Below are 26,241 nucleotides of genomic sequence, written 5' to 3' on the forward strand. Positions count from 1 at the left end.
GGAAGCGCTCAGCCGGGGCGCTGGTATTGCGGGCAGGCCACCTGTTCGATCGCGCGGTCTTCCAGGCGCAATGCGGTCAGCTTGCCGCCCCACACGCAACCGGTATCGAGGCCGATCAGATTGTCGCGCAGTACCAGGCCAAGTGTCGACCAGTGTCCGAACACGATCGTGGAATCTGCGGTGGCGCGCCCGGGCATGTCGAACCAGGGTGTAAAGCCTTCCAGGTGCGCTCCGAATGCCTCCTTGTTGCTCAATTCCATGGCGCCATCGGCCGTGCAGTAGCGGATGCGGGTCAGCGCATTGACAATGCAGCGCAGGCGGTCGGTTCCGGTCAATGCATCATCCCATTGCGCGGGCTGGTTGCCGTACATCTCGCGCAGGAAATCGGCCCAGTCGGGACCGCGCAGCACGCTTTCAACTTCTTGTGCCAGGCTCAGGACCTGCGCCGTTGTCCACTGTGGCAGGACACCGGCGTGCACCATGAGATGGCCATTTTCCAAGTGGGCAAGCGGTCGCTGCCGTACCCAGTCGATCCAGTCGTCACGGTCCGGGGCTTGCAGGATGTCTTCCAGGGTGTCGCCGGCATGCGCCTTTCGGATGCCTTGTGATACCGCCAGCAAATGCAGGTCATGGTTGCCCAGCAAGGCGGTGGCGCGCGAACCCAAGCTGCGGACGGTGCGCAGGGTGTGCAACGATTGCGGCCCGCGATTGACCAGGTCGCCGACAAAGATCAGGCGGGCCTGGGGATCCTTGTGCGCGATTTTATCCAGCAGCAAGTCAAGGCTCGGGAGGCAGCCTTGCAGGTCGCCGATTGCATAGGTGGACATGGATAACGACATTCGAATGAGAGGATCAGGTGCATTGTACCGTGCCTCAAGCATGGATTTGCAGCGCCAATCCCTTTACAATCGGCGACATGCTAAAAAGCCAAGGTGGTGCCGAAATCCCAAGAAATCAAGCATTTTTTCGGTGCATCCAGGCAACTCAAAACGGTCATGCAGTCGTTTCGGGAAATGCTTTTGCCGTCTTCCTGCGTCGTATCAGGCATTGGTCTTGTGCATGGAGAAATAATTTGGGACGGAGTGGTATAGTCTTGCATTGCCCGATTAATTATTTATTAATTAACACATGATTCATTCTGCATGAAAGCGTTTCTCGATTTACCGCGGTTTTACAAAAAACTGATTGCGGTGGCAGCGGACCTGGTGTTCTTGCCGCTGGCGTTTTACCTTGCCATCGTAATGCGTTACGAGGGCGTCACCATGGCCCTTTTCCAGCAATATTTTTTGCTGGTTCTTGCCGCGCCTGCTTTCGCCATTCCGATTTTTATCCGCATGGGTTTATATCGCGCGGTGGTGCGGTATGTCGACTATAAGATTGTCTATGTGGTGATTGCCGGGGTCAGCCTGGCTGTGATCATCATGGCGGCCCTCGCAACCCTGACGCATCAAGTTGGCTTGTCGCGGGGGGTCTTGGGGATTTATTGGGTAAGCGCCATCCTGTATGTCGTGGCTAGCCGGTTTTTGGCGCGGAGTTATTTTTTACATGCCAGTAGCGCCGGGACAGAGCGCCCACGAGTCGCGATTTATGGCGCGGGGCAGGGCGGCACCCAGTTGCTGGGGGCCTTGCGTGCCGGTGAGGCATACTTGCCTGTGGCATTCATCGATGACAAAGCCGAATTGAAGGGCACGACGATTGCCGGCATCAAGGTCTTTCCTTCTACACAACTGGCCGCGATGGTCGCCAGGAAAAAGATCGATGGCGTGGTGCTGGCCATGCCGTCGCTGACCAAGGCGCAGCAACGGCATATTATCGATCGCCTGGAACCGTTGAAGCTCAAGACCTGGGTCATGCCGCCGGTCGAAAACCTCATGTCTGGTGCATCAAAGCTGGACGATGTGCGCGAAATCGACATCGAGGATTTGCTGGGACGCGATCCGGTGGCGCCGGATCCGGCACTGATTTCCCGATGCATCACCGGGAAAACGGTCCTGGTGAGCGGTGCCGGTGGCTCGATCGGCTCCGAGCTGTGCCGCCAGATTCTCCGATTGCGGCCCAAGCGCCTGCTGCTGCTGGAAATGTCAGAATTTTCCCTGTACTCGATCGAGCAGGAATTGCAGGCGCTACAAAGAAATTTGCAGCTTGAAATTGAAGTCCTGCCGTTTCTCGGTTCGGTGCTGGAACAGGATAAATGCGAACGCATGATGCGCAGCTTTGAGGTGGAAACCATCTACCATGCGGCCGCATACAAGCATGTCCCACTTGTCGAACACAATCCGATTGACGGCATCCGCAACAATTCGCTGGGTACGTTGCACTTCGCGCGCGCCGCAATGGCTGCAGGTGTGAAATGTTTCGTGCTGATTTCGACCGACAAGGCGGTGCGTCCGACCAACGTGATGGGTTCGACCAAGCGCCTGGCGGAACTGATCATGCAAGCCTTTGCGCGTCAGCAAAAGGGCACCCGTTTTTGCATGGTCCGGTTTGGAAACGTGCTGGGGTCCTCCGGTTCCGTGGTGCCGCTATTTCGCAAGCAGATCCTGGCGGGTGGCCCCATCACGCTGACCCATCCGGAAATCACCCGCTATTTCATGACGATCCCTGAAGCCGCGCAACTGGTGCTGCAGGCCGGTTCGATGGGGGAAGGCGGCGACGTGTTTGTGCTCGATATGGGGGAGCCGGTAAAAATTGCGGATATGGCCAGGCGCATGGTCCATCTAAGCGGCCTCGAAGTGAAGAGCGAAGAGACCCCGGAAGGCAGTATAGAAATTCGCCATGTCGGTCTGCGCCCGGGCGAGAAACTCTACGAAGAGTTGTTGATCGGCTCGAATGTCGAAGGGACCGAACATCCTCTGATCATGCGTGCCCAGGAAGCGGAAATTCCCTGGCCCTTGTTGCAGGAATTCCTCGGCAAACTGGATGCGGCCTGTGCGCGCTACGATCACGAGGAAGTGCGTGCACTGCTGTTGCGGATCGTGCCGGGCTACGTGCCGCAATGCGGCATTGAAGACCTGATCTGGCGCATTGGTCGCCAGGCGCAGCGGCGGGACGAGGCGAGGTTGCGCTAATTTGATCGTTTATTGAAGAAAGTCGACATGTTGAAACTCTCGCAAAGCATTTTCAAGGCTTACGATATTCGCGGTATCGTCGGTAAAACTTTGGATGCCGCCGTTGCCCGGCAAATTGGCCAGGCATTCGGCAGCGCGGTGCGCGCCAAGGGCGAAAAAAATGTGGTGATCGGCCGTGACGGCCGGTTGTCCGGACCCGAGCTGACCAGCGCGCTGGCGGCAGGACTGCAGTCAAGCGGCGTCAACGTGATCGACCTGGGTGTGGTAGCCACGCCGCTGGTCTACTTTGGAACACAGGTGCTGGATGCCCAGTCCGGCATCATGGTGACCGGCAGCCACAATCCGCCGGATTACAATGGTTTCAAGATGGTGCTCGCCGGCGAGGCGATCTATGGCGAGACGATCCAGGCGTTATATCAGGCGATCGTCAAGGGCGAATTTGCCGTGGGTGACGGCAGCTATCGCCAGCACGATCTGAGGGATGCCTATCTGCAGCGCATCGTCGGCGACGTCAAGCTGGCGCGCCCCATGAAAATTGCCGTCGATTGCGGCAACGGCGTGGCCGGCGCATTTGCCGGCGACCTGTATCGCGCGATGGGGTGCGAAGTCACCGAACTGTTTTGCGAGGTCGATGGCACTTTCCCCAATCACCATCCCGATCCTGCACACCCGGAAAACCTGCAAGACCTGATCCGCTGCCTGCAACAGGGCGACGCCGAGATCGGCCTGGCCTTTGACGGCGATGGCGACCGGCTGGGCCTGGTAACCAAGGATGGCCAGATCATTTACCCGGACCGGCAATTGATGCTGTTTGCCGAAGAAGTACTGTCGCGTAATCCGGGGCAGCAAATACTCTACGACGTCAAATGCACGCGCCACCTGGCACCCTGGATCACCCAGCGCGGCGGCCAGCCGCTGATGTGGAAAACCGGCCATTCGCTGGTCAAGGCGAAGATGCGCGAGACTGGCGCGCCGCTTGGTGGCGAAATGAGCGGCCACATTTTTTTCAAGGACCGCTGGTATGGCTTCGACGATGGCCTGTACGCCGGCGCACGGATGCTGGAACTGCTGAGCCGGCAGCAAGACCCCTCGGCCATCCTGAACGCCTTGCCGCAATCGACTTCCACGCCGGAACTGCAATTGCAGTTGCAGGAAGGGGAAAATTTTGCGCTGATCGGCAAGCTGCAGGGGGAAGCGCGTTTCCCCGGCTCCGATCAGACCATCACCATCGATGGCTTGCGCGTCGAATACCCGGACGGCTTCGGACTTGCGCGCTCATCCAACACGACGCCGGTCGTCGTGATGCGTTTCGAGGCCGAATCTGCAGACGCCTTGCAGCGCATTCAGGGCGAATTCAAACGCGTGATCCTGGCCGCCAAGCCCGACGCTGTGCTGCCGTTCTGATGTCCGAACGTTCCCGCTACTGATGCGCCTACTGTATTCGCTTGCCTGGTGGGTCGCATTGCCCCTGGTGCTGGCGCGCCTGTGGTGGCGCGGCCGGCTCGAGGCCGGCTACCGGCGTCATGTGGCCGAGCGGCTGGGCTTTTACCGTGGCATAGCGCCGGGTGGCCAGCGCAATTTGTTGTGGGTGCATGCCGTGTCGGTGGGGGAAACACGTGCAGCTGAACCCCTGGTCGACAGCCTGCTGGCAGTTTACCCGCAGGCGACCGTACTGCTGACCCACATGACGCCGACAGGGCGCGCTACCGGCAAGGCATTGTTTGGCAAGCATGGCGCGCGACTCGTGCAGTGCTACCTTCCCTACGATACCGGCTGGATGGTGGGGCGCTTCCTCGATCACTTCAAGCCGCGCCTGTGTGTGCTGATGGAAACCGAAGTCTGGCCAAATCTGATCGCAACTTGCGTGCGCCATCAGGTGCCGGTGACACTGGTCAACGCCCGCCTGTCCGAGCGCTCCCTGGCCAAGGCGCAGCGGCTGTCGGGGTTGATGCGTGAAGCAGCGCAGGGGTTTTCCTGCATCGCAGCCCAGACCGAGGCCGATGCCGCCCGTCTGCGCCAGATGGGGGCGACTAACGTCCATGTTACCGGTAGCATCAAATTCGATGTCGCACCGCCACAGGAAATGCTGATCCAGGGAGCCGCCCTGCGTGGCCAGATCGGCAGTCGTCCGGTGTTGTTGTGCGCCAGCACGCGCGAGGGCGAAGAAGCATTGATCCTGGATGCAATGCAGGCATGCGATCTGCAACACGTCCTGGTCGTCATCGTGCCACGCCACCCGCAGCGTTTCGATGAAGTCGCACGTCTGGTTTCGCTGCGTAACATCATGCTGTGCCGTCGCTCGGAACTGGGCACAGCCTGGGTCGGCCCCGAAGTGCAGGTGCTGCTCGGGGATACGATGGGTGAAATGTTTGCCTACTATGCTGCCTGCGATGTGGCCTTTATCGGCGGTAGTCTGCTGCCGCTTGGCGGGCAGAATCTGATCGAGGCCTGCGCCTTGGGCAAACCGGTGCTGATTGGGCAGCACACCCATAATTTCCTTGCCATCAGTGACGATGCCGTCACTGCGGGTGCCGCCCTCCGCGTCGCTGATGCCCCTGTCATGCTGCAGCAGGCGCGCCGTTTGCTGCAATCCGACGTTGAACGCATCGTGATGGGCGCGAAGGCGAAGGCATTCGCCGAACAGCACCGGGGCGCTACCGCCAGGACCATCGACATGCTCAAGCCGTTGCTCGCGCCGCGCATCGACTGACTTTCTGCAAACAAGACGTCCCTTCCCGGAAACCTCCCGGATTCCGCCACCTGGCAGTGACTGATTATTGTTATAATAATTGCAATAATCAACCCTCGCCCTGTTTACCCGCTACCAGTTTTGTACAGTAGTGGAAAGTACGCTGGCCTTGCCGCTCCAGTGATAAGCTAAGCCAAGCGTGCCAAAACAAAATTAAAATTCCAGGACGTAAGCATGGCTTTCATAGCGGAACAGCACAGGAACGACATTTACCGGCGCCTGAGTCAAACCAGCGATCTGGACAAGGTCTTGGACTTGCTGGAGGAGGAAGTCCAGTGCCTGGCGGTGGTGGATGGTTTCATCATCAACCTGCATGACGTGCGCTGCGATAACCTGGTCAGCCTGAAGGTGCGGTTCACCCCGGAATTCCAGTTTTTGAACGACACCTATATCGGCTACCGGATTTCGCTGGATTCCGGGTTTTTGAATGCCCGCGCATTTCGTAGCCGTCAGGTCATGAGCACCGATGCAGAAACGGCAGACGAACAGGAAAAGAAACTGCTGGCAACCTGGAACCTGACCGACATGACGGCGCTGCCGCTCCTTGATCCGCAGGATTCCGAAAGTGCCGCACTTGGCACTCTGCTGTTGCTGAGCTGCAGCGGGCCAGTGTTTGACGAAGCCCAGGCAGTGTTGCTCGAACTGATGGCGATTTTTTATCGGCCAATTGCCAATGCGCATGAGCATGCACTCTGCAAGGCGGAATTCCAGCGGGCCCAGGCCGTTACTGCAGAACACGACCGGTTTTTGCAATTCATTGTCGAAATCAATAATCTGACGTCGCCGCAGAAGATCTACGAATTATTCCGGCAGGAGCTGTTCCGTAATTTTGGCTTTGAAATGGTGTCGTTTTTCATGCTGAAAGACGATGTGCTGGTCGGCGAATACATGGCAGTCTCGGATCCAGTGTACGAGGATGTGCGCACTGGCTGGTACGAATTTTCCTCTGTCACGGCGTTTTCCGCGGATTCCTCCGATGGTGGCGTGCCGCATGTGTTCTGTTCCGATTCCAGCCTGTTGTTCCGCGACGTACAACAAATCATGTCGCTGCCGATGTCCGCCAAGGACCGCCGCCTGTTATCGGTCATGGGAACGATGCGCACGCTGCTCATGTTGCCTATCCGGTATCAGCACAGGCCGATTGGCGTCATCAGCCTGTGCACCTTGTCGGAGCAGATCGAGGTGAGCGAATCGGACATACGGTTGCTGGGCTACCTCGCGGCATTTCTCGGCACGGCAATCACCAATAGCAAGCACTTTGAAGTGAGCCAGGCACAGAACCGCGAAATCGAACGCCTGAACCTGATCTTGCAGGATAAAGTGGATGAGCTCTCGCACCAGGTATCGATCGACCGTCTGACAGGACTCTACAATTTCCGCACGTTCCAGCAGGAGCTGGCCAGGCGCGTCGGCGAAGCCAGGCGTGGTGCAGATCAACTTGGCCTGTCGATCATCGTGGCCGATATCGATCATTTCAAGCAATTCAACGATACCTACGGTCATGGTGCGGGCAATGACATGCTGGCAGCGGTGGCGCGGGAACTCGCGGCCCTGGCGCGCGCAGAAGATATGGCGTGCCGTTATGGCGGCGAGGAATTCGTGGTGATTTTGCCGTGCTGCGACCAGGAAGGGGCATTGCAGTTTGCCGAGCGGGTGCGTCTGGCCGTCGAGCACATGCGCGTGCCGACGCATGCCGGCTTGCTGTCGGTGACGGTCAGCCTCGGCAGTGCAACGCATTTGCCCAACGAGTCCGAGGAAGAGTTTTTTCAACGGGCCGACCAGGCCTTGTATCTTGCCAAGAAAAAAGGGCGCAACTGTGTCGAGTTCAGCTGACCAGTTCGATTGACTGGCGCGCGGCTGACTTCGGAGAATGGTTATTGCACCGGTCCGGCCGCAGGCTTACTGCAAGCCGCCGCCCAGTGCACGGTATAGATCAATCGCATTCGTCAGGCGCAGCAATCGTGTCTGTACCAGTGCTTGTTCAGCGGAAAACAATTCACGTTGGGCGTCCAGGACCTCCAGGGAATTGGCGACGCCATTCTGGAACCGCAAATCCGCCAGGCGCAGGCGGTCTGCCTGTGCTTCCGTGACAATGCGCTGTGCCTCCAGTTGTTCATTCAGCGTGGCGCGCGCGACCAGCGCATCGGCAACTTCACGGAAGGCCACCTGCACCGATTTTTCATAATCCGCCACGGCGATATTCTTGCGCACATGGGCAAGGTCGAGGTTATTGCTGTTGCGGCCGGCATCGAAGATCGGCAAGGCCATTTGCGGCACGAAGGACCATGTGCGCGAACCGGCATCGAACAGGCCGGAAAGGGTATTGCTAGCAGTGCCAAGGCCGGCAGTCAGGGAAATGCGCGGGAAGAACGCAGCGCGGGCAGCACCGATATTGGCATTGGCTGCCTGCAGCCGCTGTTCGGCGGCGCGGATATCGGGGCGCTGGGTTAACAGGTCCGAAGGCAGGCCGGCCGGCAGTTCCGCGATGATGCCCTGACCTTGCAGCGTTTGTGCCGCTGGCAGATCGGCCAGCGGCTTGCCTGCCAGTAGCGCCAGTGCATTACCCGCTTGTGCGCGCTGGCGCGCCAGGGTCGCCAGCGCCACGCGCGCCGAGCCGACCAGGGTTTCGTTGAGGCGCAGATCGAGCGCTGACGAGGCGCCGACCTCGAAGCGCTGTTTGGCCAGCCGATAGGCGGCTTCACGCCCTTCCAGGGTTTGTTGCGCCAGTGCGTATTGTTCTTCAAAGGCGCGTTGGGCCAGGTAAGCCTTGGCAGTTTCGGCGACCAGGCTGATCTGCGCAGCCTGGCGCGCCTCACCTGTGGCCAGGTACTGGGCCAGGGCCGCATCGTTCAGGCTCCGCACGCGGCCGAAAAAATCCAGTTCGAACGATGCCAGGGAGAGGCCGACCTGATAGCTGCGGCTGACTACCGAGGCCCCTGTTGGGGAGAGCGCCGCGGCGACGCGCGCATGCGAGCCGGACGCCTGGGCATTCACGCCTGGCAGCAAGTCGGCGGACTGGATGTTGTACAGCGCGCGTGCTTCATCGATGCGCAGCGCGGCAATGCGCAGGTCACGGTTATTTTCCAGGGCCGAAGCGATCAAGGCTTGCAGGCGCTGGTCCGTGAAGAATTCGCGCCAGCCCAGGTCGCTTGCGGTACGTGCGGCGCCGGCGGCATCGGCCGGATAGTTCGCTGCGACAGGTGCATCAGGGCGCTGGTATTGCGGCGCCAGGGTACAGCCGGCCAGCAGGGCCGCAGTCAACAGGCAAAGCGCTGGTTTGATCATGCTGGTTCTCCATTGTTTGGTTCAAGGTGCGCGGCATACATGCGGCGCTGGCGTTCGCTGCCCTTGAAAATTCTTCTGACCACGACAAAGAATACCGGCACCAGGAACACCGCCAGCACGGTGGCAGTGATCATGCCGCCCATGACGCCCGTGCCGATGGCACGCTGGCTGGCCGAGCCGGCGCCCGACGCCAGCACCAGCGGCAGCACGCCCAGGATAAAGGCAAGCGATGTCATGACGATCGGGCGAAACCGCAGGTAGGCCGCTTCCAGGGTCGCCTCGACCAGTCCCTTGCCTTGCGCGTGCAGGTCCTTGGCGAACTCGATGATCAGGATCGCATTCTTGGCCGACAGGCCGATGATGGCAATCAGCCCGACCTTGAAATACACGTCGTTGGGCAGGTCGCGCATGTTGGCCCCCAACAGCGAGCCAAGAATGCCAAGCGGCACGACCAGCATCACCGCCAGTGGAATCGAGGCGCTTTCGTACAAGGCTGCCAGCACCAGGAAAACCGCCAGCAGCGACAGCAAAAATAGTGCCGGCGCCTGGGAGCCGGAGGTCTTTTCCTCATACGACTGGCCGGTCCATTCGTAGCCGAAACCGGTAGGCAATTGCGTCGCCAGCTTTTCCATCTCTGCCATCGCGTCGCCGGTGCTGCGGCCGGGCGCAGCTTCGCCGGAAATGCGGAATGCCGGGTAACCGTTGAAGCGTACCAGTTGCACCGGGCCGGTAGTCCAGCGCGACGTGGCGAAGGATGACAGCGGCACCATCGTGCCTTTGCTGTTGCGCACGTAAAGCTTCAGCAAGTCTTCCGGACGCAGCCGCTGCGGCGCATCGACCTGGACGATCACACGCTGCTGCCGGCCCTGGTTCGGAAAGTCATTCACATAACTCGTCCCGATCGCAGTGGACAACGTTGTATTGATGTCGGCGAAGCTCAAGCCGAGCGCGCTGGCCTTGTCGCGGTCGATGTCGAGGCGCAGTTGCGGCGTGTCTTCCAGGCCTTCCGGACGCACGCCCTTGAGCACCGGGCTTTTCGACGCCAGGCCGAGAAGCTCGTTGCGCGCGGCAAGCAGCGCTTCGGCACCGTGGCCGCCGCGGTCTTGCAAGCGGAACGTGAAACCGGTGGCATTGCCCAGTTCGCGGATCGGCGGCGGATTGACCGGGAAAATGATGGCGTCGCGGATCTTCGACAGGGCACCCTTGGCGCGGTCGACGATCGCGCCGGCGGAATCGTCTCGGCCGCGTTCGTCCCAGTCCTTCAGCGGTACAAAGGCCAGGGCTGCATTCTGGCCGCGTCCGGAAAAGCTGAAGCCGAGCACGGCGATGACGTGCTCGACGCCGGGCTGTTTCAGGAAGTATTCCTCGGTCTGCTTGACCACCTCCAGCGTACGGTGGGTCGAGGCGCCCGGCGGCAACTGGATGTTGGTAATGAGAAAGCCCTGGTCTTCGCTGGGAAGGAAGGACGATGGCAGACGCGCATACAGCAGCGCCACGCAGCCGATGATAAGGGCATAGATCACCATGTAGCGCAGCGACTTGCCGAGCATCTTGCCAACCGTGCTGCGGTAGCCGTTCGAGGCGCGCAGGAAGTGCCGGTTGAACCAGCCGAAGAAGCCGGATTTCTCATGGTGATGGCCTGCTTCCACGGGTTTCAGTATGGTCGCGCACAAGGCCGGCGTGAGCGTCAGCGCCATGATCGCCGAGAACACCATGGAGGACACCATCGCCAGCGAGAACTGGCGGTAGATCGCGCCGACCGCGCCGCCAAAGAATGCCATGGGGATGAATACGGCGATCAGCACCAGCGTGATGCCGATGATGGCGCCGGTGATCTGGCCCATGGCCTTGCGGGTGGCTTCGCGCGGCGACAGGCCTTCCTCGCTCATGATGCGCTCGACGTTTTCTACCACCACGATGGCATCGTCGACCAGGATGCCGATCGCCAGCACCATGCCGAACATCGTCAGCACATTGATCGAATAGCCGAAGGCCAGCATCGTGGCCAGCGTGCCCAGGAGCGCCACCGGCACGACGATGGTGGGAATCAGGGTGTAACGGATGTTTTGCAGGAACAGGTACATCACCAGGAAGACCAGCAGCACAGCCTCGGCCAGGGTCTTGACGACTTCCTTGATCGAGATCTTGACGAACAGCGAGGTGTCGTAGGGGATCTCGTACTTGACGCCGGCCGGGAAGAATTTCTTCAGTTCTTCCATCTTGGCGCGCACTGCAGTGGCAGTGCCGAGCGCATTGGCGGTGGGCGAGAGCTGCACGCCGATTGCGGCGCTTGGGCTGCCGTCGGTGCGGGAGGCTGTGGCATAGGTCTGGCCGCCGATCTCGATGGTAGCGACGTCGGACAGGCGCACCACCGAGCCATCCTGGTTGGCGCGCAGGGCAATGCGGCCGAATTCCTCGGCGCTGGCCAACTGTCCGGAAACTACGACGCTTGCCGAAATGGGTTGCGTGCCAGGGCTGGGCAAGTCACCCAGGGTGCCGCCCGAGACTTGCGCATTTTGTGCGCGGATGGCGCTGCTGACGTCGCCGGGGGTGAGCTTCAGGCCGGCCAGCTTGGCCGGGTCGATCCAGACGCGCATGGCACGTTCGGTGCCGAACAGCTGCGCCTGACCGACGCCTGGCACGCGCTTGATTTCGTTGAGCACGTTGCGCGACAGGTAGTCGCCCAGCGCCACGGGATCGAGGCTGCCATCGGTGGAAACCAGGCTGATGAACAAAAGGAAGTTGCTGCGTGCCTTGTTGACCTGCACGCCTTGTTGCAACACTGCCTGCGGCAGGCGCGGTTCGACCCGCTTGATGCGGTTTTGCACGTCGACCGCGGCCAGGTCCGGGTTGGTGCCCGGCACGAAAGTCACCGTGATCTGGGCCGTGCCATTGGACTGGCTTTCCGACTCGATGTACTGCAAGCCGTCGGCGCCATTCATTTCCTGTTCGATCAGGCTGGTGACGCTTTCGTCGAGGATTTTTGCGGTGGCACCGGGATAGGTGGCAGTAATTACGACCGAGGGCGGGGCGATGGTCGGGTATTGCGCCACCGGCAGCGCACGGATTGCCAGGAGGCCGGCCAGCATGATGAATATCGCGATGACCCAGGCAAAGACCGGGCGGTCGATGAAAAATTTTGCCATGACGGTAATCCTTTAGCGTGGGGCCTTGGCTTGCAGGACAGCAGGCTTGCCACTGGCGCCGCCATTGCTGCCAGCGCCAGTCCAGGCAACCGCGTTGACCACCGTGCCCGCCTTGGCTTTCTGCATGCCTTCGACGATCACGCGGTCGCCTGCCTGCAAGCCTTCGCTGACGACCCAGGAATCGCCCTGGCTTCGGTCGGCCCGGACTTTCCGCGGGATGACCTTGCCGCCGGCATCCACCAGCATCACGCTGGCCCCGTCGGCGCTGCGCTGCACCGCTTGCTGCGGCACGACGATGGCGTTTTCGCTGACGGCCTGTTCGAGGCGTGCGCGTACGAAAAGCCCGGGCATCAGCAGACGATCCGGATTGGGGAAGGCCGCGCGCAGCACCACAGCACCCGTGCTTTCATCGACCGAGATATCGGAAAACAGCAGCTTGCCCGGATGCGGATAAGGGCGGCCATCTTCCAGTAGCAGGCTGACCTTGGCTTCGTCGCGGCCTACCCCTTTTATCTGGCCGGCTGCCAGCGCCTGGCGCAGTTGCAATACCTCTGCGCTGGACTGAGTCAGGTTGACATAGATCGGATCGAGCTGCTGGACGATGGCCAGCGGCGTTGCCTCGTTCTGGCCGACCAGTGCGCCTTCGGTCACCTGGGCGCGGCCGATGCGGCCGCTGATCGGCGCAGTCACGGTGGCGTGTCCGAGGTTCAGTCGGGCGGACGCCAGCGCCGCCTTGGCCGTGGCGACGTCGGCCGCTGCCTGTTTTTGCCCCGCGCTGATATCGTCGTATTCCTGCTTGCTGATGGCATTGGTTTCCACCAGCGCTGCATAACGTTGTGCTTTCAGGCTGACCTGGGCGAGGTTGGCCTCGGCCTTGGCCAGTGCCGCCTGTGCGCTTTGGTGATTTGCCTGGAAGGGTGCGTCATCGATACGGAACAGCACGTCGCCGGCCTTGACGTCGCTGCCTTCGCGGAAAACGCGTTGCAGCACGATGCCAGGCACGCGCGCCCGTACCTGAGCGATGCGTGCGGCTTCCAGGCGGCCGGGCAATTCGGTGCTGATGGCCAGTCGCTGCGGTGTCACCGTGAGGGTGGCTACGTCTGCCGCCGGCGTGGCGGCAGGGGCCTTGCTGGCTGCGGTACGATCAAGGCAGGCAGTAAGCAGGATAGCAGTGATGATCAGTGCAATCGGGGTCAGGCGACCGGGAGAAATCATGGCGAGCTCGTACGGTAGTGGTGGCGCCGCCGGACAACGTCAGTGCATGGCAAAAGAGTTTCAGCCTGACCAGGCGGATGGGGTTTGTTTTTGGCTAATTGCTAACTGGCACTGTATTATATATATACATTCAATCATGTATGTATATTTGTGCCGGATGTTGTAAATCGCCCGTGCCGGGCGGTGTGAGCATCAGGTATGGACCAGGATATGGCACGGGCAACCAAGGAAGAGGCGCAGGAAACGCGCAAACGGATTCTCGACGCCGCCGAGGATGTGTTTTACGAACAGGGTGTGGCCCGCACTTCGCTGGCCGACCTGGCCGGCGTCGCCGGCGTCACGCGCGGCGCAATTTATTGGCATTTCAAGAACAAGATCGATGTGTTCGACGCCATGTGCGAACGCGTGCGTTTGCCGATGGCGCAAATGGTGCAGGCCAGTGCCGACAGTTGCGCTGACGATCCGCTCGGGCAACTGCGCGCAACCTGTCTTTTTGTATTGCATGAAGCCGCAAGCAACCTGCACGCCCGCAAGGTATTCGGCATTCTGTTTCACCGCTGCGAATACAGCGATGCCGCCCAGGAGTTTGTCACGCTTCAGCAGGATATCCTCAATACCGGCGCGCGCAATATCGAACTGACGCTGAAAAATGCCATCGCGCGCGGCCAGTTGCCGGCTGACCTCGATGCCAGGCTTGCTGCCATCCTGTTCCAGGCCAGCTGGCGGGGGCTGCTCAGCAACTGGCTGATTTCGCCCGGCAGTTTTGACCTGGGCAAGGATGCCGAAAAGTTCGTCGACGCCTGCATGGATATCCTGCGCCTGGCACCGTCGTTACGGCGCTCCGGGCGAATCTAGGCGGCAGCTGGCGGGCAATGGGCGATACTTCAGGTATCGCGACGCGGTACCGTGCATGCGGAATCTGGAACGGGGTTGCAAGTCTGCTATGATCCGGCGACTGTTTCCCTACAAGGAGTACGCATGAACGATACCCGTACGGCCATCCTCGACTGGATGGCACAGGGCCGGTTGCGGCCGCACGAGGCGGCGCACGCGCTGCGTCTGGCCGGCATGATCCCGGGAGGCGACGACTGGCGCTCCTTTCTCGACCGCTTGATGCTCTGGATCGGCACCGTGTCCTGCGGCGCGGCCGTGGTTTTTTTCTTTGCCTATAACTGGCAGGACATGGGTCGTTTCGCCAAGTTCGGCCTGGTCGAATTGCTGCTCCTCGTCAGCCTGGCGAGTTCCTGGCGGCTCAGCCTTGACAGGGCAGGCGGCAAGGCCGTGCTGCTGCTGGCCAGCCTGCTGACTGGCGCCTTGCTGGCATTGGTCGGACAAACTTACCAGACCGGCGCCGACCCGTGGGAATTGTTCGCTGTCTGGGCCGTGGCAATCCTGCCATGGGTCGTGCTGGGGCGGTTCGGCGCCCTGTGGTTGTTGTGGCTGGTTCTGGTCAATCTTGCCGCTTATCTGCATTTCCGCACCTTGGGCGGCTTGTTTGGCTGGCTGTTCGATACCGAGCAGCGCATATGGGCGGTGTTTGCCGTCAACACGGCGGCATTGCTGGCCTGGGAATTGGCTGGCCGCAGCGGTGCGGCATGGCTGCGCGAACGCTGGCCGGTGCGCATCGTAGCCGCCGCCAGCGGCGGCGCCGTCACTACCCTGGCCGTGCTGGCGATTCTCGATTTTCGCCATGGCGGGTCTGGCTGGGCCATGCTGGCCTGGTGCGCCTGGATGACCGCTGCCTTTTTCTATTACCGCAGCCGCCAGCAGGATCTGTTCATTCTGGCCGGCGGCGTGCTGGCGGCCATTGTTGTGGCGACGACTTTCCTGGCGCGCCATGTATTGCGTAATTTTGATGCGGGTGGTTTCCTGTTCATCGGCCTGGTCGTCATCGGCATGTCGGCTGCCGGCGGCATGTGGCTTAAATCCGTGGCAAGCGAGGTGGAAAAATGACATTCCTATCTGCCGAAATTTTGTGGCGGCGCTTGCAGGAGCGCGCTCTTGTCGAAGGTGACATGCCGCTGCCTGCACATGCAGATTCTCCCTGGTACGTGCGCGCCATGCTGGGCATCGCTGGCTGGATCGGTGCGCTGTTCCTGTTAGGCTTTGTTGGCGCCGGCTTCTACTTTGTCATGGATAACGCCGCGGCTGCCGTGACGCTCGCGGCGTTATGCTGCGGGGCGGCTTATGCCATCTTTCGCATGGCCCCGGACAAGGATGTCGCCACGCAGTTCGCGCTTGCGGTCAGCATGGCCGGCCAGGGCCTGTTCATGATCGGCATGAACGAAGCGTTCGGCACGGCTGCCGCATCGGCCTGGCTGGCGTGCGCTGCATTCGAATTGGCGCTGGCTTTGCTGCTGCCGAATTTCGTGCATCGCGTGGTGGCCAGCGCTGCCGCTGCCATCGCACTGGCGCTGGCGCTGAACCGGCTGGAGCTTGGCATGCTCGTCCCGGCGCTACTGGGCGCTGGCATGGCCATGGCCTGGCTGGAGCCGCGCCGCTGGGCGGGCCGGGGTACATTGTGGCGTCCGCTTGGCTACGGCTGGGTTCTTGCCGTGCTGGTGGTAGAGTTGATCGAGCGTTTTGGCTGGTTCCGGGTTTTTCGGCACAGTTACGATGCTGTGTGGTGGGCCGTGCCGCAATGGTTGCTTGCCTGGAGCGGCTGGATCGCTGCCGTGCTGGTCGGGATTGTGCTGGTGGGCGCCGTGGCGCATCTGCTGCGTGATACAGGCGTTTCCCTGGTCAGCGGCAGCGGCCTGGCCGCGCTGGGCGCGGCGGTGCTGGTAGCACTGGTCTCGGTGCCGGCGCCGGGGCTGGCGACGGCAATGCTGATCCTGTTGCTGGGTTTTGCCTGCGGCAATCGTGTGCTGATGGGACTGGGAATCTGTGCGCTGCTCGGCTTTCTTTCGCATTTCTATTATGCGTTGAACGTCACGCTGCTGGTCAAGTCAGGGATCCTGGCCGCCAGCGGAGTGATGTTGCTGGGCGCGCGTTCTCTGGCCAACAATATCTCCCCGCACGACTCCGGCGCAGAAGCTGCCGCAGATGCGGCAGCCTCGATCGATTTCGGCAATGCGGAGGGCAGTCATGCGTAAATGGATTGCAATTGCAGCAGGCATCATCATGCTGGTGCTGGTCAATTTCACCATCTATCAGCGAGAGCATCTTCTACGCGACGGCAAGGTGGTCTTGCTGGAACTGGCGCCGGTCGACCCGCGCTCGCTGATGCAGGGCGATTACATGGCATTGAATTTTGCCATCGCCAACCAGGCGTTCCCCTGGAACAGGCGCGCCAAACTGAATGACGGCCATCTGGTGGTGACGCTGGATGCCAATGGCGTAGGCAAGTTGCGCCGCTTTGCCGATGCCAAGCCGCTCGCCGCCGACGAATTGCTTCTGCGCTACCGCGTGCGCAACGAACAGGTTAAATTCGCCACCAATGCCTTCTTTTTCCAGGAAGGGCAGGGGACGCTGTACGAAAAGGCGCGCTACGGCGAATTCCGCGTCGCGCCAGGCGGCGAGATGATTCTGGATGCGATGCGCGATGCGCAGTTCAGGCGGCTGGGCGTGGCGCGATAAGACCGTGCCCAGGCGCCGTGATCAGGACTTCAGCAGCCCATTGACCTGCGCCAGGTCATCTTCCTTCAGCGAGCCGGCGGCAGACTTCAGCTTCAGGCCGTTGACGATCGTGTCATAACGCGCCTTGGCCAGATTCTGGCGGGTCGTGTAAAGCTGCTGCTGGGCGTTGAGCACGTCGATGTTGATGCGCACGCCGACCTGGTAGCCCAGGCGGTTCGAGTCGAGGGCCGACTGGCTCGAACGTTCTGCCGCTTCGAGCGCCTTTACCTGCGCCAGGCCGCTGGTGACGCCCAGATAAGCCTGGCGGGCGCCCTGGGCTGCAGTGCGGCGGACATTTTCCAGGTCGTTCCTGGCCTTGTCTTCCAGTGCGATGGCTTCGCGCACGCGGCTGCTTGTGCCAAAACCGGAAAACAGCGGCACGGTCCATCGCACCTGGGCCGAGTTCGAGTATCCCGAGGGGTTCGTGACGGATGTGGCGCGGTCGCTATAGTTGCGGCCGGCTTCCAGCGTTACGGTAGGCATGTGGCCGGCGCGATTCCTGCCGATTTCCCGGCGGGCGCTTTCCAGCGCCAGCTTTTGGCTGGCAACGCCATAATTCTGTTGTTCTGCGCTTTCGACCCATGGTTCGATTTGTGCCGGCTTGGGCGGGGTGATCTGCACGCCCGGGCGCAACCCCGCGAGTTCGCCGGCCGGCTTGCCAATGATTTGCTGCAGCGCGTTGCGCTTGATGTCGAGGTCGCTTTGGGCGGCCAATTCCTGCGCCAGCGCCAGGTCATAACGGGCTTGCGCTTCATGAGTATCGGTGATGGTGGCGGTGCCGACTTCAAAGTTGCGTTTTGCCGAAGCCAGTTGTTCCGTGATGGCGACTTTTTGCGCCTGGACCGAAGCCAGGGTATCCTGCGCCGCCAGTACGTCGAAATAGGCTTGCGAAACGCGTACGATCAAGTCTTGCTGCGCCTGGGCGAACTGCGCTTCACTCACGGCAGAGGCGAGCTTGCCTTGCTGGAATTGCTCCCAGTTTGCCCAGTTAAACAGGGGTTGCGACAGCGAAATGCCGTAGCTCTTGTTGTAAATATTTGCGCCCGTCCCCAGTTCGGTGCGCGCGCGTGCGCCGGATGCGGCGACCTGCGGCAGCAGCAACGAGCGCCCCTGGACAGTCTTTTCCTGTCCGGCTGCCAGTGTGGCGCGTGCGCTGGCATAGACCGGGTCATTGGCCAGCGCTTCCTGGTATACCTGCAGCAAGTCCAGCGCATGGGCATTCAAAGACAGGAAACTGCCGGCAAGCAGCGTTGCAATCAGGGTAGGGCGCATTCAATTCTCCGTCGGACTATCCGGGTTAATACGTGGGCATTTCGGGATCGACCTGCTGCGCCCACGCATGGACGCCGCCGGTCAGGTTGATGACGTTTGCATAGCCATGCTGCTCCAGGAAGCGCGCCACCTGCATGCTGCGCATGCCATGGTGGCAAATACAGACTACCGGCGCTTCCTCGTCCAGTTCGGTCATACGGGCCGGCACGCTTTGCATCGGCATCGGCACCGCGCCCTCGATGTGGCAAAAGGCGAACTCGCCGGGCTCGCGCACGTCGAGCAACAGCGGCGGCTCGCGCGAAGCGTCTGCCAGCCAGGCAGCCAGTTCAGGGGCGGTGAGGTGTTGCATGCCGTATGTCCTAGAAACGGAAGTGGGACGGGGTGGTCGCATTTTTCAGCGGCCGAACATTGGTCTCGAACAGCTTGATCGTGTTGAATGCCGTGTCCGAGACGCGCGTGACCAGCACGGCCGACATCACGGGCGCTTCGCCAACGATGGCAAGGATGCGACCGCCGATCTTGATCTGTTGCAGAAAGGCGTCGGGCAACACAGGCAGGCTGCCGGAAATCACGATCACGTCATAGGGCGCGCTTTCGCTGCCGCTGCCGGCCCAGCCGTGGGCGCCATCGCCGAGTTCAACCTTGACGTTGGTGATGCCATTGGCGGCGAGGGTCTGTTCGGCCAGCGCCTTGAGTTCCGGCTCGATTTCGACGGTCGTGACATGGCGTGCCTTCAGCGCCAGCAGTGCTGCCATGTAGCCGGAGCCAGCGCCGATTTCCAGGACGGTTTCGTGTTTTTTCAAGGCGACTTCCTGCAGGATGCGCGCTTCCAGCTTGGGCGTAAACATGCTTTGTCCGCAAGGCAGCGGAATTTCGGTATCCATGAAGGCCAGGTTGCGGTGGGCGGCCGGCACGAAGTTTTCTCGCTTGGCCACGAGCAGCAGCTCGAGGATGTCCTGGTCCAGCACATCCCAGGGGCGGATCTGCTGCTCGATCATGTTGAAGCGGGCTTGTTCAATGTTCATGGTATGGGCTCACTGCGAATAAATGGAATAAGGTCTTGCTTGAAACCCCTCATTTTATCAAATGGGGTCTTCAAGAGGACGTCCGCCAAATTTGACCTTGGCCCAGGCAGCAAAGTCATCCAGGTAGGTGTACATCACCGGCACTACCACCAGCGTCAGCAGCGACGAAGTAATGATGCCGCCAATGACCGCCTGGCCCATCGGTGCACGCTGCTCGGAACCTTCTGCAAGGCCGAAGGCCAGCGGCACCATGCCGAACACCATCGCCAGTGTGGTCATCAGGATCGGCCGCAGCCGCACGTGTGCCGCTTCGAGCAGCGCTTCAGCGCGCGCCATGCCCTGTTTTCTGGCCTGGTTGGCGAAATCGACCAGCAGGATGGCGTTCTTGGTCACCAGGCCCATCAGCATGATGAAGCCGATGATGGAAAACATGTTGAGCGTCGAGCGGAACAGCAGCAGCGCCAGGAAAACCCCGATCAGGGTCAGCGGCAGCGATGACATGATGGCAATCGGCTGCAGGAAGCTGGCAAATTGCGATGCCAGGATCATATAGATGAAAATTATCGCCAGCAACAGCGCGCCCACGGCATAGCCAAAGGATTCCTGCATGTTCTTGGCAGCACCCCCCACCTGAAAGCGGTAACCGGGCGGCAAGTCCAGGGATTGCAGGGCCGCTTTGACTTCCGCGCTGGCCTGGCCGGCGGAGCGGCCGACGACATTGGCCGACAGCTCGACTTCGCGGTTAAGGTCGCGCCGGTTGATCTGGTTGGCGCCGACTGCCGGGGTGATTTCGGCTACCTGGCGCAAGGGCACCATTTTCGGCGTGCCATCGGCATTGGTTTGCGTACTGCCGAGCATCAGGCGCGACAGGTCCTCGATGCTGTTGCGGTCGGTGGGCGCCAGGCGGACGTTGACATCGTAATTCTGGTCATCCGGAGCGCGCCAGTTGCTGGCGGCTTCGCCTGCCAGGAGCGGGCGCAGCGCTGCGCCAATCTGTCCTACGCCAATGCCCAGGTCGGCGCCGATATCGCGACGTGGTGTCACTGAAATTGTCGGCTTTTGCGATTTCAGGCTCGAATCGATATCCACTACACCGGCAATGGCGCGCAATTTCTCCTGCACCTGCTCCGACAGCCGGGCCAGCTGGGTGAGATCCGGGCCAAGGATGGACAGGCGCATTTGCTTGTTGTCGCCGCCCACACCATCCAGCGTGCCGATATGCGTGACTGTAATGCCTGCCACGTGGGCCAGGCGGTCGCGCAAGGGGCCCGCCATCTGGCTGGCACTGCGGCTGCGTTCGCTGCGCGGCACCAGGCGCACGAAAATGGTCGCATAATTCTTGCCTTGGGCATTGCCGGTATTGACGGTGGTGTACAAATCGCGCACTTCGGGAAATTCGCGCAGGATCGCCTCGACCTGGTGCGCCTTGCTTTCCGTGAGTTCCAGGGAAGAGCCCACCGGCGTGTAGAACGTGACGCCGGTTTCCGAATAATCCGCCTGTGGCACGAATTCCGATCCGATCAGGCCGCTGGCCGGCAGCAGGAAGCCGCCGAGGAAGGTGGCGGCAGCGATCGCCAGGGTCGTCTTGCGATGCTTGAGCGACCATTTCAGCAACACCTGGTAGGTATCGGACAGCCATTGCACCAGGCGTTCGAACTGTTCCAGCACGCGGCCGATGGTTTGGGCGTACCAGCCGCGGCGCGTGCCTTTCTCGCCGTGGACTGCCGGATCGGGCCAGATGGAGGAGAGCATCGGGTCCAGCGTAAACGACACGAACATCGAGATCAGTACCGCAGCGGTGACGGTGATGCCGAACTGGTGGAAGAAGCGGCCGATGATGCCGCCCATGAAGCCCACCGGCAAAAATACCGCGACGATCGAAAAGGTGGTCGCCAGCACCGCCAGGCCGATTTCTGCCGTGCCCTCGAGGGCTGCCGTGCGATGGCTCTTGTAGGCGCCATCGACCTTCATGCCGGCGTGGCGCACGATGTTTTCGCGCACCACGATGGCGTCATCGATCAAGAGGCCCACGCACAGCGACAGCGCCATCAGCGTGATCATGTTGATGGTGAAACCGAACATGTGCATGAAGAGGAAGGTGCCGATCAGCGCCACGGGCAACGTGAGTCCCGTGATCACGGTCGAGCGCCAGGAATTCAGGAACAGGAAGACGATCAGGATGGTCAGCGCCGCGCCTTCGAACAGGGTCTTGCGCACATTTTCGACACCCACGCGGATCTGGCGTGAACTGTCCTTGATGACTTCGAGTTTTACGCCGGGGTACAGCGCTTGCAGGGTCGGCTGCAAATCCCGGATTGCCGCGGCCAGGCCATCGGCGACTTCGATGGTGTTCTGGCCCTGCGCCTTGAGAATGTCCAGCGCCAGCGTGCGCTGGCCGTTGTACAACGCCAGGTTTTCCTGTTCTTGCTGGCCATCGACAACCGTGGCGACCTGCGACAGCAATACTGGCTGGCCGCCGCGGCGGGCGACGATGAGCCGGTTGAAGTCGGCCGGATTCTTGATCCTGCCCTGCACCTGCACGACGTTTTCGCTGGAGAGCGAGCGCACCGCGCCCGCCGGCAATTCCTGGTTTTCATTGCGCAGCGCGTTCATGACCTGGTCGACGCCGATGCCGAGCGCTTCCATTTCCGTCGGCTTGATGTAAATATTGATTTCGCGCATGACCCCGCCGACCAAGGTCACTGAACCGACGCCTCGGACGTTTTCCAGGCGTTTCTTGACGACCTGGTCGGCAATCACCGTCAGTTCGCGCATGGTATGGCGGCCATTGCGGGCATCGTTGGCGACCGACACCGAATAGATCGGCCGGTCAGCCGGATCGTAACGGGTGACGCGCGGTTCCTTGACCTCTTTGCGGAAAACCGCCTTTACCAGCGCCACCTTTTCGCGCACATCTTGCGCCGCCTGTGCCGGGTCGACCGTCAGGGCGAATTCGATGATGACGACCGAGGCGCCTTCATAGGAGCGCGAGGTCAGGCTGTTGATGCCGTTAATGGTATTGACCGCTTCCTCGACCTTGCGCGTGACATCGGATTCGACCGTCTCGGGCGATGCGCCCGGGTAGTCGGTCTGGACCACCACGACCGGAAACGTAATATCCGGGAACTGGTCGACCGGCAGGCGCTGATAGGAAAACAGGCCCAGCACCACAAAGGCCAGCATCATCATGGTGGCCAGGACCGGGTTGGCAATACTGATGCGGGTGAACCACATGGCGTCTCAGTCTTTCATCCTGGCGTCAGCGCGCCGCCGGCGTGGCACTGACGGTTGTCGTAGCCGCGCGAGGAGGCGATGGCGCGATCTGGCCACCCTGTGCCAGGCGCACCTTGACGCCCTCCGGCAATTTGCCGAGATTGCTGTTGACAATCAGGCTGCCGGCCGCAAGGCCCTCCAGGATTTCCACGGCTTCGCCTTTGCCATCATTGCCGCGCATACCGACTTTCACGCGTTGCTGACGCAATTCGCCATCGGCAATGGCGTATACCACCGTGCTGCCGGCCTGATCCTGGATGGCGCCTGGAGGGACGCTCAGTACGCCTGGCTTGCTGGTCAGCGTGATCAGGGCCTGGCCAAACATGCCGGCTTTCAGCATGCCTTGCGGATTGTCGACCTGGATAAACGTCATGACCGAGCGCGATCCTGCCTGGGTGAGCGGGTTGATGCGCACGATCCTGCCGGTCAGCGCGGCAGGCAAGCCTTCCAGCCGCACCTCGGCTTGCTGGCCGGGCGCAATCTGCAGGATGTCAGTGGTTGGCACTGCCGCCTCCAGTTCCAGCTGGCGCAGGTCGACCAGATCCAGCAGGCGGCCATCGACCGAAACCTTTTCGCCCGGCTGCACCGAGCGGCTTGCCACTACCCCGGCAATCGGCGCGCGCACGACACTGTCGGTCAGGGCTTTTTGCGCCACATCCAGTGCGCCCTGCGCGGATTCGACGTTGGCATGGGCGATGTCGTACTGGCTGGCAGCGTTATCGAAGGCATTTTGCGAAATGAAGCCCTTGGCGACCAGCGCCCGATTATTTTCGCGGGCCTTGGTGGCGATGGCCAGCTGGGCGCGCGCAGCGTGCAGGCTGCCCCTGGCCTGTTCCAGGCGCGCCTGGTATTCACTGGCGTCGATTTTTACCAGCACCTGGCCAGCTTTTACCGCTTCGCCTTCGCGCACCAGCACTTCACGGACTTCGCCGGCCACCTTGGCCTTGACTTGCGCCTGGTTGACGGCGCGCAGCGCGCCCGACAATTGCAGCACCTGGCGCAATTCGTGCGGCTGCACTTGCGTGATATCGCCCGGCAGGAATTCCAGCGCAGGTGGCGCCTTGGTCAGGGGGGGCTGGACCGGTGCGGCAGCCTGGCGTTTTTTCATTGCCACGGCGCCTGCGCCGAGTGCGAGCAAGCCTGCCAGCGCCAGGATCCAGATTGTGCGTCGCTTCAGCATGGCATTCTCGGTGGCGGCAACGGCATGCCCGGATCCTGCAGCAAGCCGCGCAAGTAAATGTCGATATAGGTCCGCAGGTAGTCTTGCGGCGAAATCTGTTCCATCTGGCAGGCGCCAAACGATTGATTCCATAGCATCAGCATGACCATGGGGGCGATCACCACTTGCAAGGCATGCCGGGTATCGATCGGACGGAATTCTCCCCGTGCGATGCCCAGTTCGAGCACGCGCAAGATCATGCCGCTGACGCGGGAACTGACTTCTTCATAATAAAAACGCGCCACTTCCGGGAAATTCCCGGACTCGGCCATGATCAGTTTGGGAATGCCGGAAATCTTGCTGTTGCCCACCCGGTCCCACCAACCCAGCATGATTTCCTGAAACAACGAGGCGCTGTCGCCCTGGTGTTGCGCAATCATGTCTTCGGCTTCACCGATCATGGGCAGCATGTTTTCGCGCACCACTGCCTTGAACAGATCTTCCTTGTTGGCGAAGTACAGGTACAAGGTGCCCTTGGACACGCCAGCGCGGGAAGCGACATCATCCAGGCGCGTCGCGGCAAAGCCGCGTTCGACAAACAAGTCCAGCGCGGCGGCCAGCAATTCCTGTGGCCGGGCTTCCTTGCGGCGTTCCCAACGCTTGCTTTTAAGAGGACATTGCATGAAGGCAACTCAATAACTTACTAACGAGTCAGTAATGTAAAATGCATTTTACCGGTCGTCAAGTCGCATTTTTTTCCGGGCGCCCGGATTCGCCGGGTATAACGCCGGTTCGCCTGTGCCGATGAATGCAAGTAGAATCGCGCTTGTTGCTTTCTATCAGTGGCGGATCATGAGTCGAATGCGTAAATGGTGGGTGTGGGTCGTTATCGTACTGTTAGCGATTTTGGCGGCAGCCGGATACCGTATGTGGGCAAAAAACGGCGAGCAGCCCCAATACAAGACCGGGAAAGTCGAGCGGGGCGCCATTACCGCCAGCGTATCGGCTTCCGGCACCTTAAGCCCGGTGGTATCCGTCCAGGTCGGCTCGCAAGTGTCCGGCCAGTTGAAGGAGATTTACGCCGACTTCAATAGCGAAGTCAAACAGGGGCAGATCATTGCCCGCATCGATCCGGAAACTTTTGAATACCGGGTGCGCCAGGCGCAGGCCGACCTGGATGCGGCGCGTGCGCAGGTGCTGACCCAGGAAGCCCAGGTTGCCGCACAACAGGCGCAGGCGGCGCAGGCGGAGGTCAACCTCGTTGAAGCCCGCCGCGACCTCGACCAGAAGCAGCAACTGGTCGACAAGGGCTTCATTTCCGCCGCCGAACGCGACAAGGCGCGTGCGATCTATCATGCGCTCGGCGAGCAGACCAATGCCGCACGCGCCCAGGTGCGGGTAGCGCAGGCAGGCAAGGGCAATGCGCAAGCCGCAGTCAAGCAGCGCGAAGCGGCGCTGGCGCAAGCCCGGATCGAACTCGAACGTACGGCAATCAAGGCGCCGGTCAACGGAATCGTGATCAAGCGCAGCGTGGAAAAAGGCCAGACGGTGGCCGCCAGCCTGCAGGCGCCGGAATTGTTCATCATTGCTGAAAGCCTTTCCGACATGCGCGTCGACACCGCCATCGACGAATCGGAAATCGGCCGTATCCGCAATGGCCAGAAAGCCAGCTTTACCGTTGATGCATTCCCCGGGCGTACCTTTGAGGGGCGCGTCAACCAGATCCGCAAGTCGGCGCAAAACGTCTCCAATGTCGTCACTTACATGGTCGAAGTCGATGCCCCGAATCCGCGCAAGGAATTGCTGCCGGGGATGACCGCCAATGTGCGCATCGTCACCGATACGCGTAGCGAGGTCTGGAAAGTGCCCAATGCGGCATTGCGCTTCCGTCCGCCCGGCGCGGCGCGCGGCGCCGCTGCGGCGAATGCCGCCGCGCCCGGGCAGGCTGACAGCCAGGCGGCAAGCCAGGGCCGCGGCCAAAGCGGCGCGTTGCGCGAGCAGCTGGAAAAGGAACTGCAGCTCACCGATGACCAGAAGGGCAAGCTTGATGCGATCTTTGCCGGCATGCGCGAAAAAATGACGGCCGCGCGCGAAGCGCCCCAGGAAGAGCGGCAAAAGCTGATTGAGCGCAACCGCGCCGACATGCGCGCGAAAATCGCTGAAATCCTGACGCCCGAGCAGCGCAAGAAATATGAGGAAATCACTGCGGAACAGGCAGGCAGGCGCGGCACGAATACGCCCGGGCGCGTGTACATCCTCGACGACAACCAGCAGCCCAGGGAGCTGCCGCTGCGCGCCGGCCTGACCGACGGCACCATGACCGAAGTGACGGCGCCGGACCTGAAGGAAGGCATGGTGGTGATCACCGGCGTGATCGCGGCGCCGGCTGGCAGCAAGCCTGCGGCGGCGCCCGGCCCGCGCATGTTTTAAT

General features: G+C 61.2%; 19 protein-coding genes. 9 read left to right on the forward strand and 10 right to left on the reverse strand.

What is annotated here, in order from left to right; genetic code table 11:
* Positions 1 to 8 precede the first annotated feature (8 nt).
* Complete coding sequence (locus EKL02_RS04790; RefSeq protein ID WP_128900978.1) at positions 9 to 827, reverse strand: symmetrical bis(5'-nucleosyl)-tetraphosphatase; 819 nt, start codon at positions 825 to 827, stop codon at positions 9 to 11.
* Positions 828 to 1,142: 315 nt separating this feature from the next.
* Between EKL02_RS04790 and EKL02_RS04795 the strand changes: the two genes are divergently transcribed.
* The 4 genes from EKL02_RS04795 to EKL02_RS04810 all read left to right on the forward strand — a co-directional run bounded on the left by EKL02_RS04795 (position 1,143) and on the right by EKL02_RS04810 (position 7,650).
* Positions 1,143 to 3,068, forward strand: coding sequence for a nucleoside-diphosphate sugar epimerase/dehydratase (locus EKL02_RS04795; protein ID WP_128900979.1), 1,926 nt, complete (start codon positions 1,143 to 1,145; stop codon positions 3,066 to 3,068).
* Between the two features lie 27 nt (positions 3,069 to 3,095).
* Positions 3,096 to 4,472, forward strand: a complete 1,377-nt coding sequence (locus tag EKL02_RS04800; RefSeq protein WP_128900980.1) for a phosphomannomutase/phosphoglucomutase — start codon at positions 3,096 to 3,098, stop codon at positions 4,470 to 4,472.
* Positions 4,473 to 4,494: 22 nt separating this feature from the next.
* The gene (gene waaA, locus EKL02_RS04805; protein ID WP_128900981.1) at positions 4,495 to 5,778 is read left to right on the forward strand and encodes a lipid IV(A) 3-deoxy-D-manno-octulosonic acid transferase; all 1,284 of its coding nucleotides are present in this window, start codon (positions 4,495 to 4,497) and stop codon (positions 5,776 to 5,778) included.
* Between the two features lie 213 nt (positions 5,779 to 5,991).
* A complete protein-coding gene (locus EKL02_RS04810; protein WP_128900982.1) occupies positions 5,992 to 7,650 on the forward strand; it encodes a sensor domain-containing diguanylate cyclase in 1,659 nt (552 codons plus the stop codon).
* A 66-nt stretch (positions 7,651 to 7,716) separates the two neighbouring features.
* Here EKL02_RS04810 and EKL02_RS04815 read toward each other — a convergent pair whose 3' ends face one another.
* The 3 genes from EKL02_RS04815 to EKL02_RS04825 are packed head-to-tail and all read right to left on the reverse strand — an operon-like array spanning position 7,717 to position 13,463.
* Entirely contained in the window at positions 7,717 to 9,102 is a 1,386-nt protein-coding gene (locus EKL02_RS04815; protein ID WP_128900983.1) for an efflux transporter outer membrane subunit, read from the reverse strand.
* Positions 9,099 to 12,248, reverse strand: a complete 3,150-nt coding sequence (locus EKL02_RS04820; RefSeq protein ID WP_128900984.1) for an efflux RND transporter permease subunit — start codon at positions 12,246 to 12,248, stop codon at positions 9,099 to 9,101. Before EKL02_RS04820 ends, EKL02_RS04815 begins: the two co-directional genes overlap by 4 nt.
* Before the next feature lie 12 nt (positions 12,249 to 12,260).
* Positions 12,261 to 13,463: an efflux RND transporter periplasmic adaptor subunit gene (locus EKL02_RS04825; RefSeq protein WP_128900985.1), complete on the reverse strand. Its 1,203-nt coding sequence runs from the start codon at positions 13,461 to 13,463 to the stop codon at positions 12,261 to 12,263.
* Between the two features lie 210 nt (positions 13,464 to 13,673).
* Here EKL02_RS04825 and EKL02_RS04830 point away from each other — a divergent pair, with 210 nt between their 5' ends.
* The 4 genes from EKL02_RS04830 (at position 13,674) to EKL02_RS04845 (ending at position 17,042) form a co-directional block, all read left to right on the forward strand.
* Complete coding sequence (locus tag EKL02_RS04830) at positions 13,674 to 14,318, forward strand: TetR family transcriptional regulator (protein WP_128900986.1); 645 nt, start codon at positions 13,674 to 13,676, stop codon at positions 14,316 to 14,318.
* Between the two features lie 123 nt (positions 14,319 to 14,441).
* The gene (locus EKL02_RS04835) at positions 14,442 to 15,416 is read left to right on the forward strand and encodes a DUF2157 domain-containing protein (protein WP_128900987.1); all 975 of its coding nucleotides are present in this window, start codon (positions 14,442 to 14,444) and stop codon (positions 15,414 to 15,416) included.
* Entirely contained in the window at positions 15,413 to 16,558 is a 1,146-nt protein-coding gene (locus EKL02_RS04840) for a DUF4401 domain-containing protein (protein WP_128900988.1), read from the forward strand. Before EKL02_RS04835 ends, EKL02_RS04840 begins: the two co-directional genes overlap by 4 nt.
* Positions 16,551 to 17,042, forward strand: a complete 492-nt coding sequence (locus tag EKL02_RS04845) for a GDYXXLXY domain-containing protein (protein WP_128900989.1) — start codon at positions 16,551 to 16,553, stop codon at positions 17,040 to 17,042. Before EKL02_RS04840 ends, EKL02_RS04845 begins: the two co-directional genes overlap by 8 nt.
* A 21-nt stretch (positions 17,043 to 17,063) precedes the next feature.
* Here the strand turns inward: EKL02_RS04845 and EKL02_RS04850 are convergent, their stop codons facing one another.
* Genes EKL02_RS04850 through EKL02_RS04875 form a run of 6 tightly spaced genes read right to left on the reverse strand, consistent with a single transcriptional unit; the run spans position 17,064 to position 24,493 of the window.
* The gene (locus EKL02_RS04850) at positions 17,064 to 18,353 is read right to left on the reverse strand and encodes a TolC family outer membrane protein (protein ID WP_128900990.1); all 1,290 of its coding nucleotides are present in this window, start codon (positions 18,351 to 18,353) and stop codon (positions 17,064 to 17,066) included.
* 25 nt (positions 18,354 to 18,378) lie between these two features.
* On the reverse strand, positions 18,379 to 18,702 hold the full coding sequence (locus tag EKL02_RS04855; RefSeq protein WP_128900991.1) for a rhodanese-like domain-containing protein: 324 nt from the start codon (positions 18,700 to 18,702) through the stop codon (positions 18,379 to 18,381).
* A 10-nt stretch (positions 18,703 to 18,712) separates the two neighbouring features.
* Positions 18,713 to 19,378, reverse strand: coding sequence for a protein-L-isoaspartate O-methyltransferase (locus tag EKL02_RS04860; RefSeq protein ID WP_128900992.1), 666 nt, complete (start codon positions 19,376 to 19,378; stop codon positions 18,713 to 18,715).
* 57 nt (positions 19,379 to 19,435) lie between these two features.
* Positions 19,436 to 22,612, reverse strand: a complete 3,177-nt coding sequence (locus tag EKL02_RS04865) for an efflux RND transporter permease subunit (protein WP_128900993.1) — start codon at positions 22,610 to 22,612, stop codon at positions 19,436 to 19,438.
* 25 nt (positions 22,613 to 22,637) lie between these two features.
* Complete coding sequence (locus tag EKL02_RS04870; protein WP_128900994.1) at positions 22,638 to 23,831, reverse strand: efflux RND transporter periplasmic adaptor subunit; 1,194 nt, start codon at positions 23,829 to 23,831, stop codon at positions 22,638 to 22,640.
* Positions 23,825 to 24,493 carry a TetR/AcrR family transcriptional regulator gene (locus EKL02_RS04875; protein WP_128900995.1) on the reverse strand — a complete coding sequence of 223 codons (669 nt, stop codon included), beginning with the start codon at positions 24,491 to 24,493 and terminating at the stop codon, positions 23,825 to 23,827. Before EKL02_RS04875 ends, EKL02_RS04870 begins: the two co-directional genes overlap by 7 nt.
* A gap of 244 nt (positions 24,494 to 24,737) precedes the next feature.
* On the opposite strand from EKL02_RS04875, the gene EKL02_RS04880 reads away from it, so the two are divergent.
* Positions 24,738 to 26,240: an efflux RND transporter periplasmic adaptor subunit gene (locus EKL02_RS04880; protein WP_164931951.1), complete on the forward strand. Its 1,503-nt coding sequence runs from the start codon at positions 24,738 to 24,740 to the stop codon at positions 26,238 to 26,240.
* Position 26,241 lies beyond the last annotated feature (1 nt).

Origin of the sequence: Janthinobacterium sp. 17J80-10 (assembly GCF_004114795.1) — a bacterium.
Classification (GTDB): Bacteria; Pseudomonadota; Gammaproteobacteria; order Burkholderiales; family Burkholderiaceae_D; genus Paucimonas.

Excerpts from the sequence above, each read along its gene's own strand:
- EKL02_RS04790 (WP_128900978.1), bottom strand. The coding sequence starts at position 827 with ATGTCCACCTATGCAATCGGCGACCTGCAAGGCTGCCTCCCGAGCCTT.
- EKL02_RS04795 (WP_128900979.1), top strand. The coding sequence starts at position 1,143 with ATGAAAGCGTTTCTCGATTTACCGCGGTTTTACAAAAAACTGATTGCG.
- EKL02_RS04800 (WP_128900980.1), top strand. The coding sequence starts at position 3,096 with ATGTTGAAACTCTCGCAAAGCATTTTCAAGGCTTACGATATTCGCGGT.
- waaA (WP_128900981.1), top strand. The coding sequence starts at position 4,495 with ATGCGCCTACTGTATTCGCTTGCCTGGTGGGTCGCATTGCCCCTGGTG.
- EKL02_RS04810 (WP_128900982.1), top strand. The coding sequence starts at position 5,992 with ATGGCTTTCATAGCGGAACAGCACAGGAACGACATTTACCGGCGCCTG.
- EKL02_RS04815 (WP_128900983.1), bottom strand. The coding sequence starts at position 9,102 with ATGATCAAACCAGCGCTTTGCCTGTTGACTGCGGCCCTGCTGGCCGGC.
- EKL02_RS04820 (WP_128900984.1), bottom strand. The coding sequence starts at position 12,248 with ATGGCAAAATTTTTCATCGACCGCCCGGTCTTTGCCTGGGTCATCGCG.
- EKL02_RS04825 (WP_128900985.1), bottom strand. The coding sequence starts at position 13,463 with ATGATTTCTCCCGGTCGCCTGACCCCGATTGCACTGATCATCACTGCT.
- EKL02_RS04830 (WP_128900986.1), top strand. The coding sequence starts at position 13,674 with ATGGCACGGGCAACCAAGGAAGAGGCGCAGGAAACGCGCAAACGGATT.
- EKL02_RS04835 (WP_128900987.1), top strand. The coding sequence starts at position 14,442 with ATGAACGATACCCGTACGGCCATCCTCGACTGGATGGCACAGGGCCGG.
- EKL02_RS04840 (WP_128900988.1), top strand. The coding sequence starts at position 15,413 with ATGACATTCCTATCTGCCGAAATTTTGTGGCGGCGCTTGCAGGAGCGC.
- EKL02_RS04845 (WP_128900989.1), top strand. The coding sequence starts at position 16,551 with ATGCGTAAATGGATTGCAATTGCAGCAGGCATCATCATGCTGGTGCTG.
- EKL02_RS04850 (WP_128900990.1), bottom strand. The coding sequence starts at position 18,353 with ATGCGCCCTACCCTGATTGCAACGCTGCTTGCCGGCAGTTTCCTGTCT.
- EKL02_RS04855 (WP_128900991.1), bottom strand. The coding sequence starts at position 18,702 with ATGCAACACCTCACCGCCCCTGAACTGGCTGCCTGGCTGGCAGACGCT.
- EKL02_RS04860 (WP_128900992.1), bottom strand. The coding sequence starts at position 19,378 with ATGAACATTGAACAAGCCCGCTTCAACATGATCGAGCAGCAGATCCGC.
- EKL02_RS04865 (WP_128900993.1), bottom strand. The coding sequence starts at position 22,612 with ATGTGGTTCACCCGCATCAGTATTGCCAACCCGGTCCTGGCCACCATG.
- EKL02_RS04870 (WP_128900994.1), bottom strand. The coding sequence starts at position 23,831 with ATGCTGAAGCGACGCACAATCTGGATCCTGGCGCTGGCAGGCTTGCTC.
- EKL02_RS04875 (WP_128900995.1), bottom strand. The coding sequence starts at position 24,493 with ATGCAATGTCCTCTTAAAAGCAAGCGTTGGGAACGCCGCAAGGAAGCC.
- EKL02_RS04880 (WP_164931951.1), top strand. The coding sequence starts at position 24,738 with ATGTGGGCAAAAAACGGCGAGCAGCCCCAATACAAGACCGGGAAAGTC.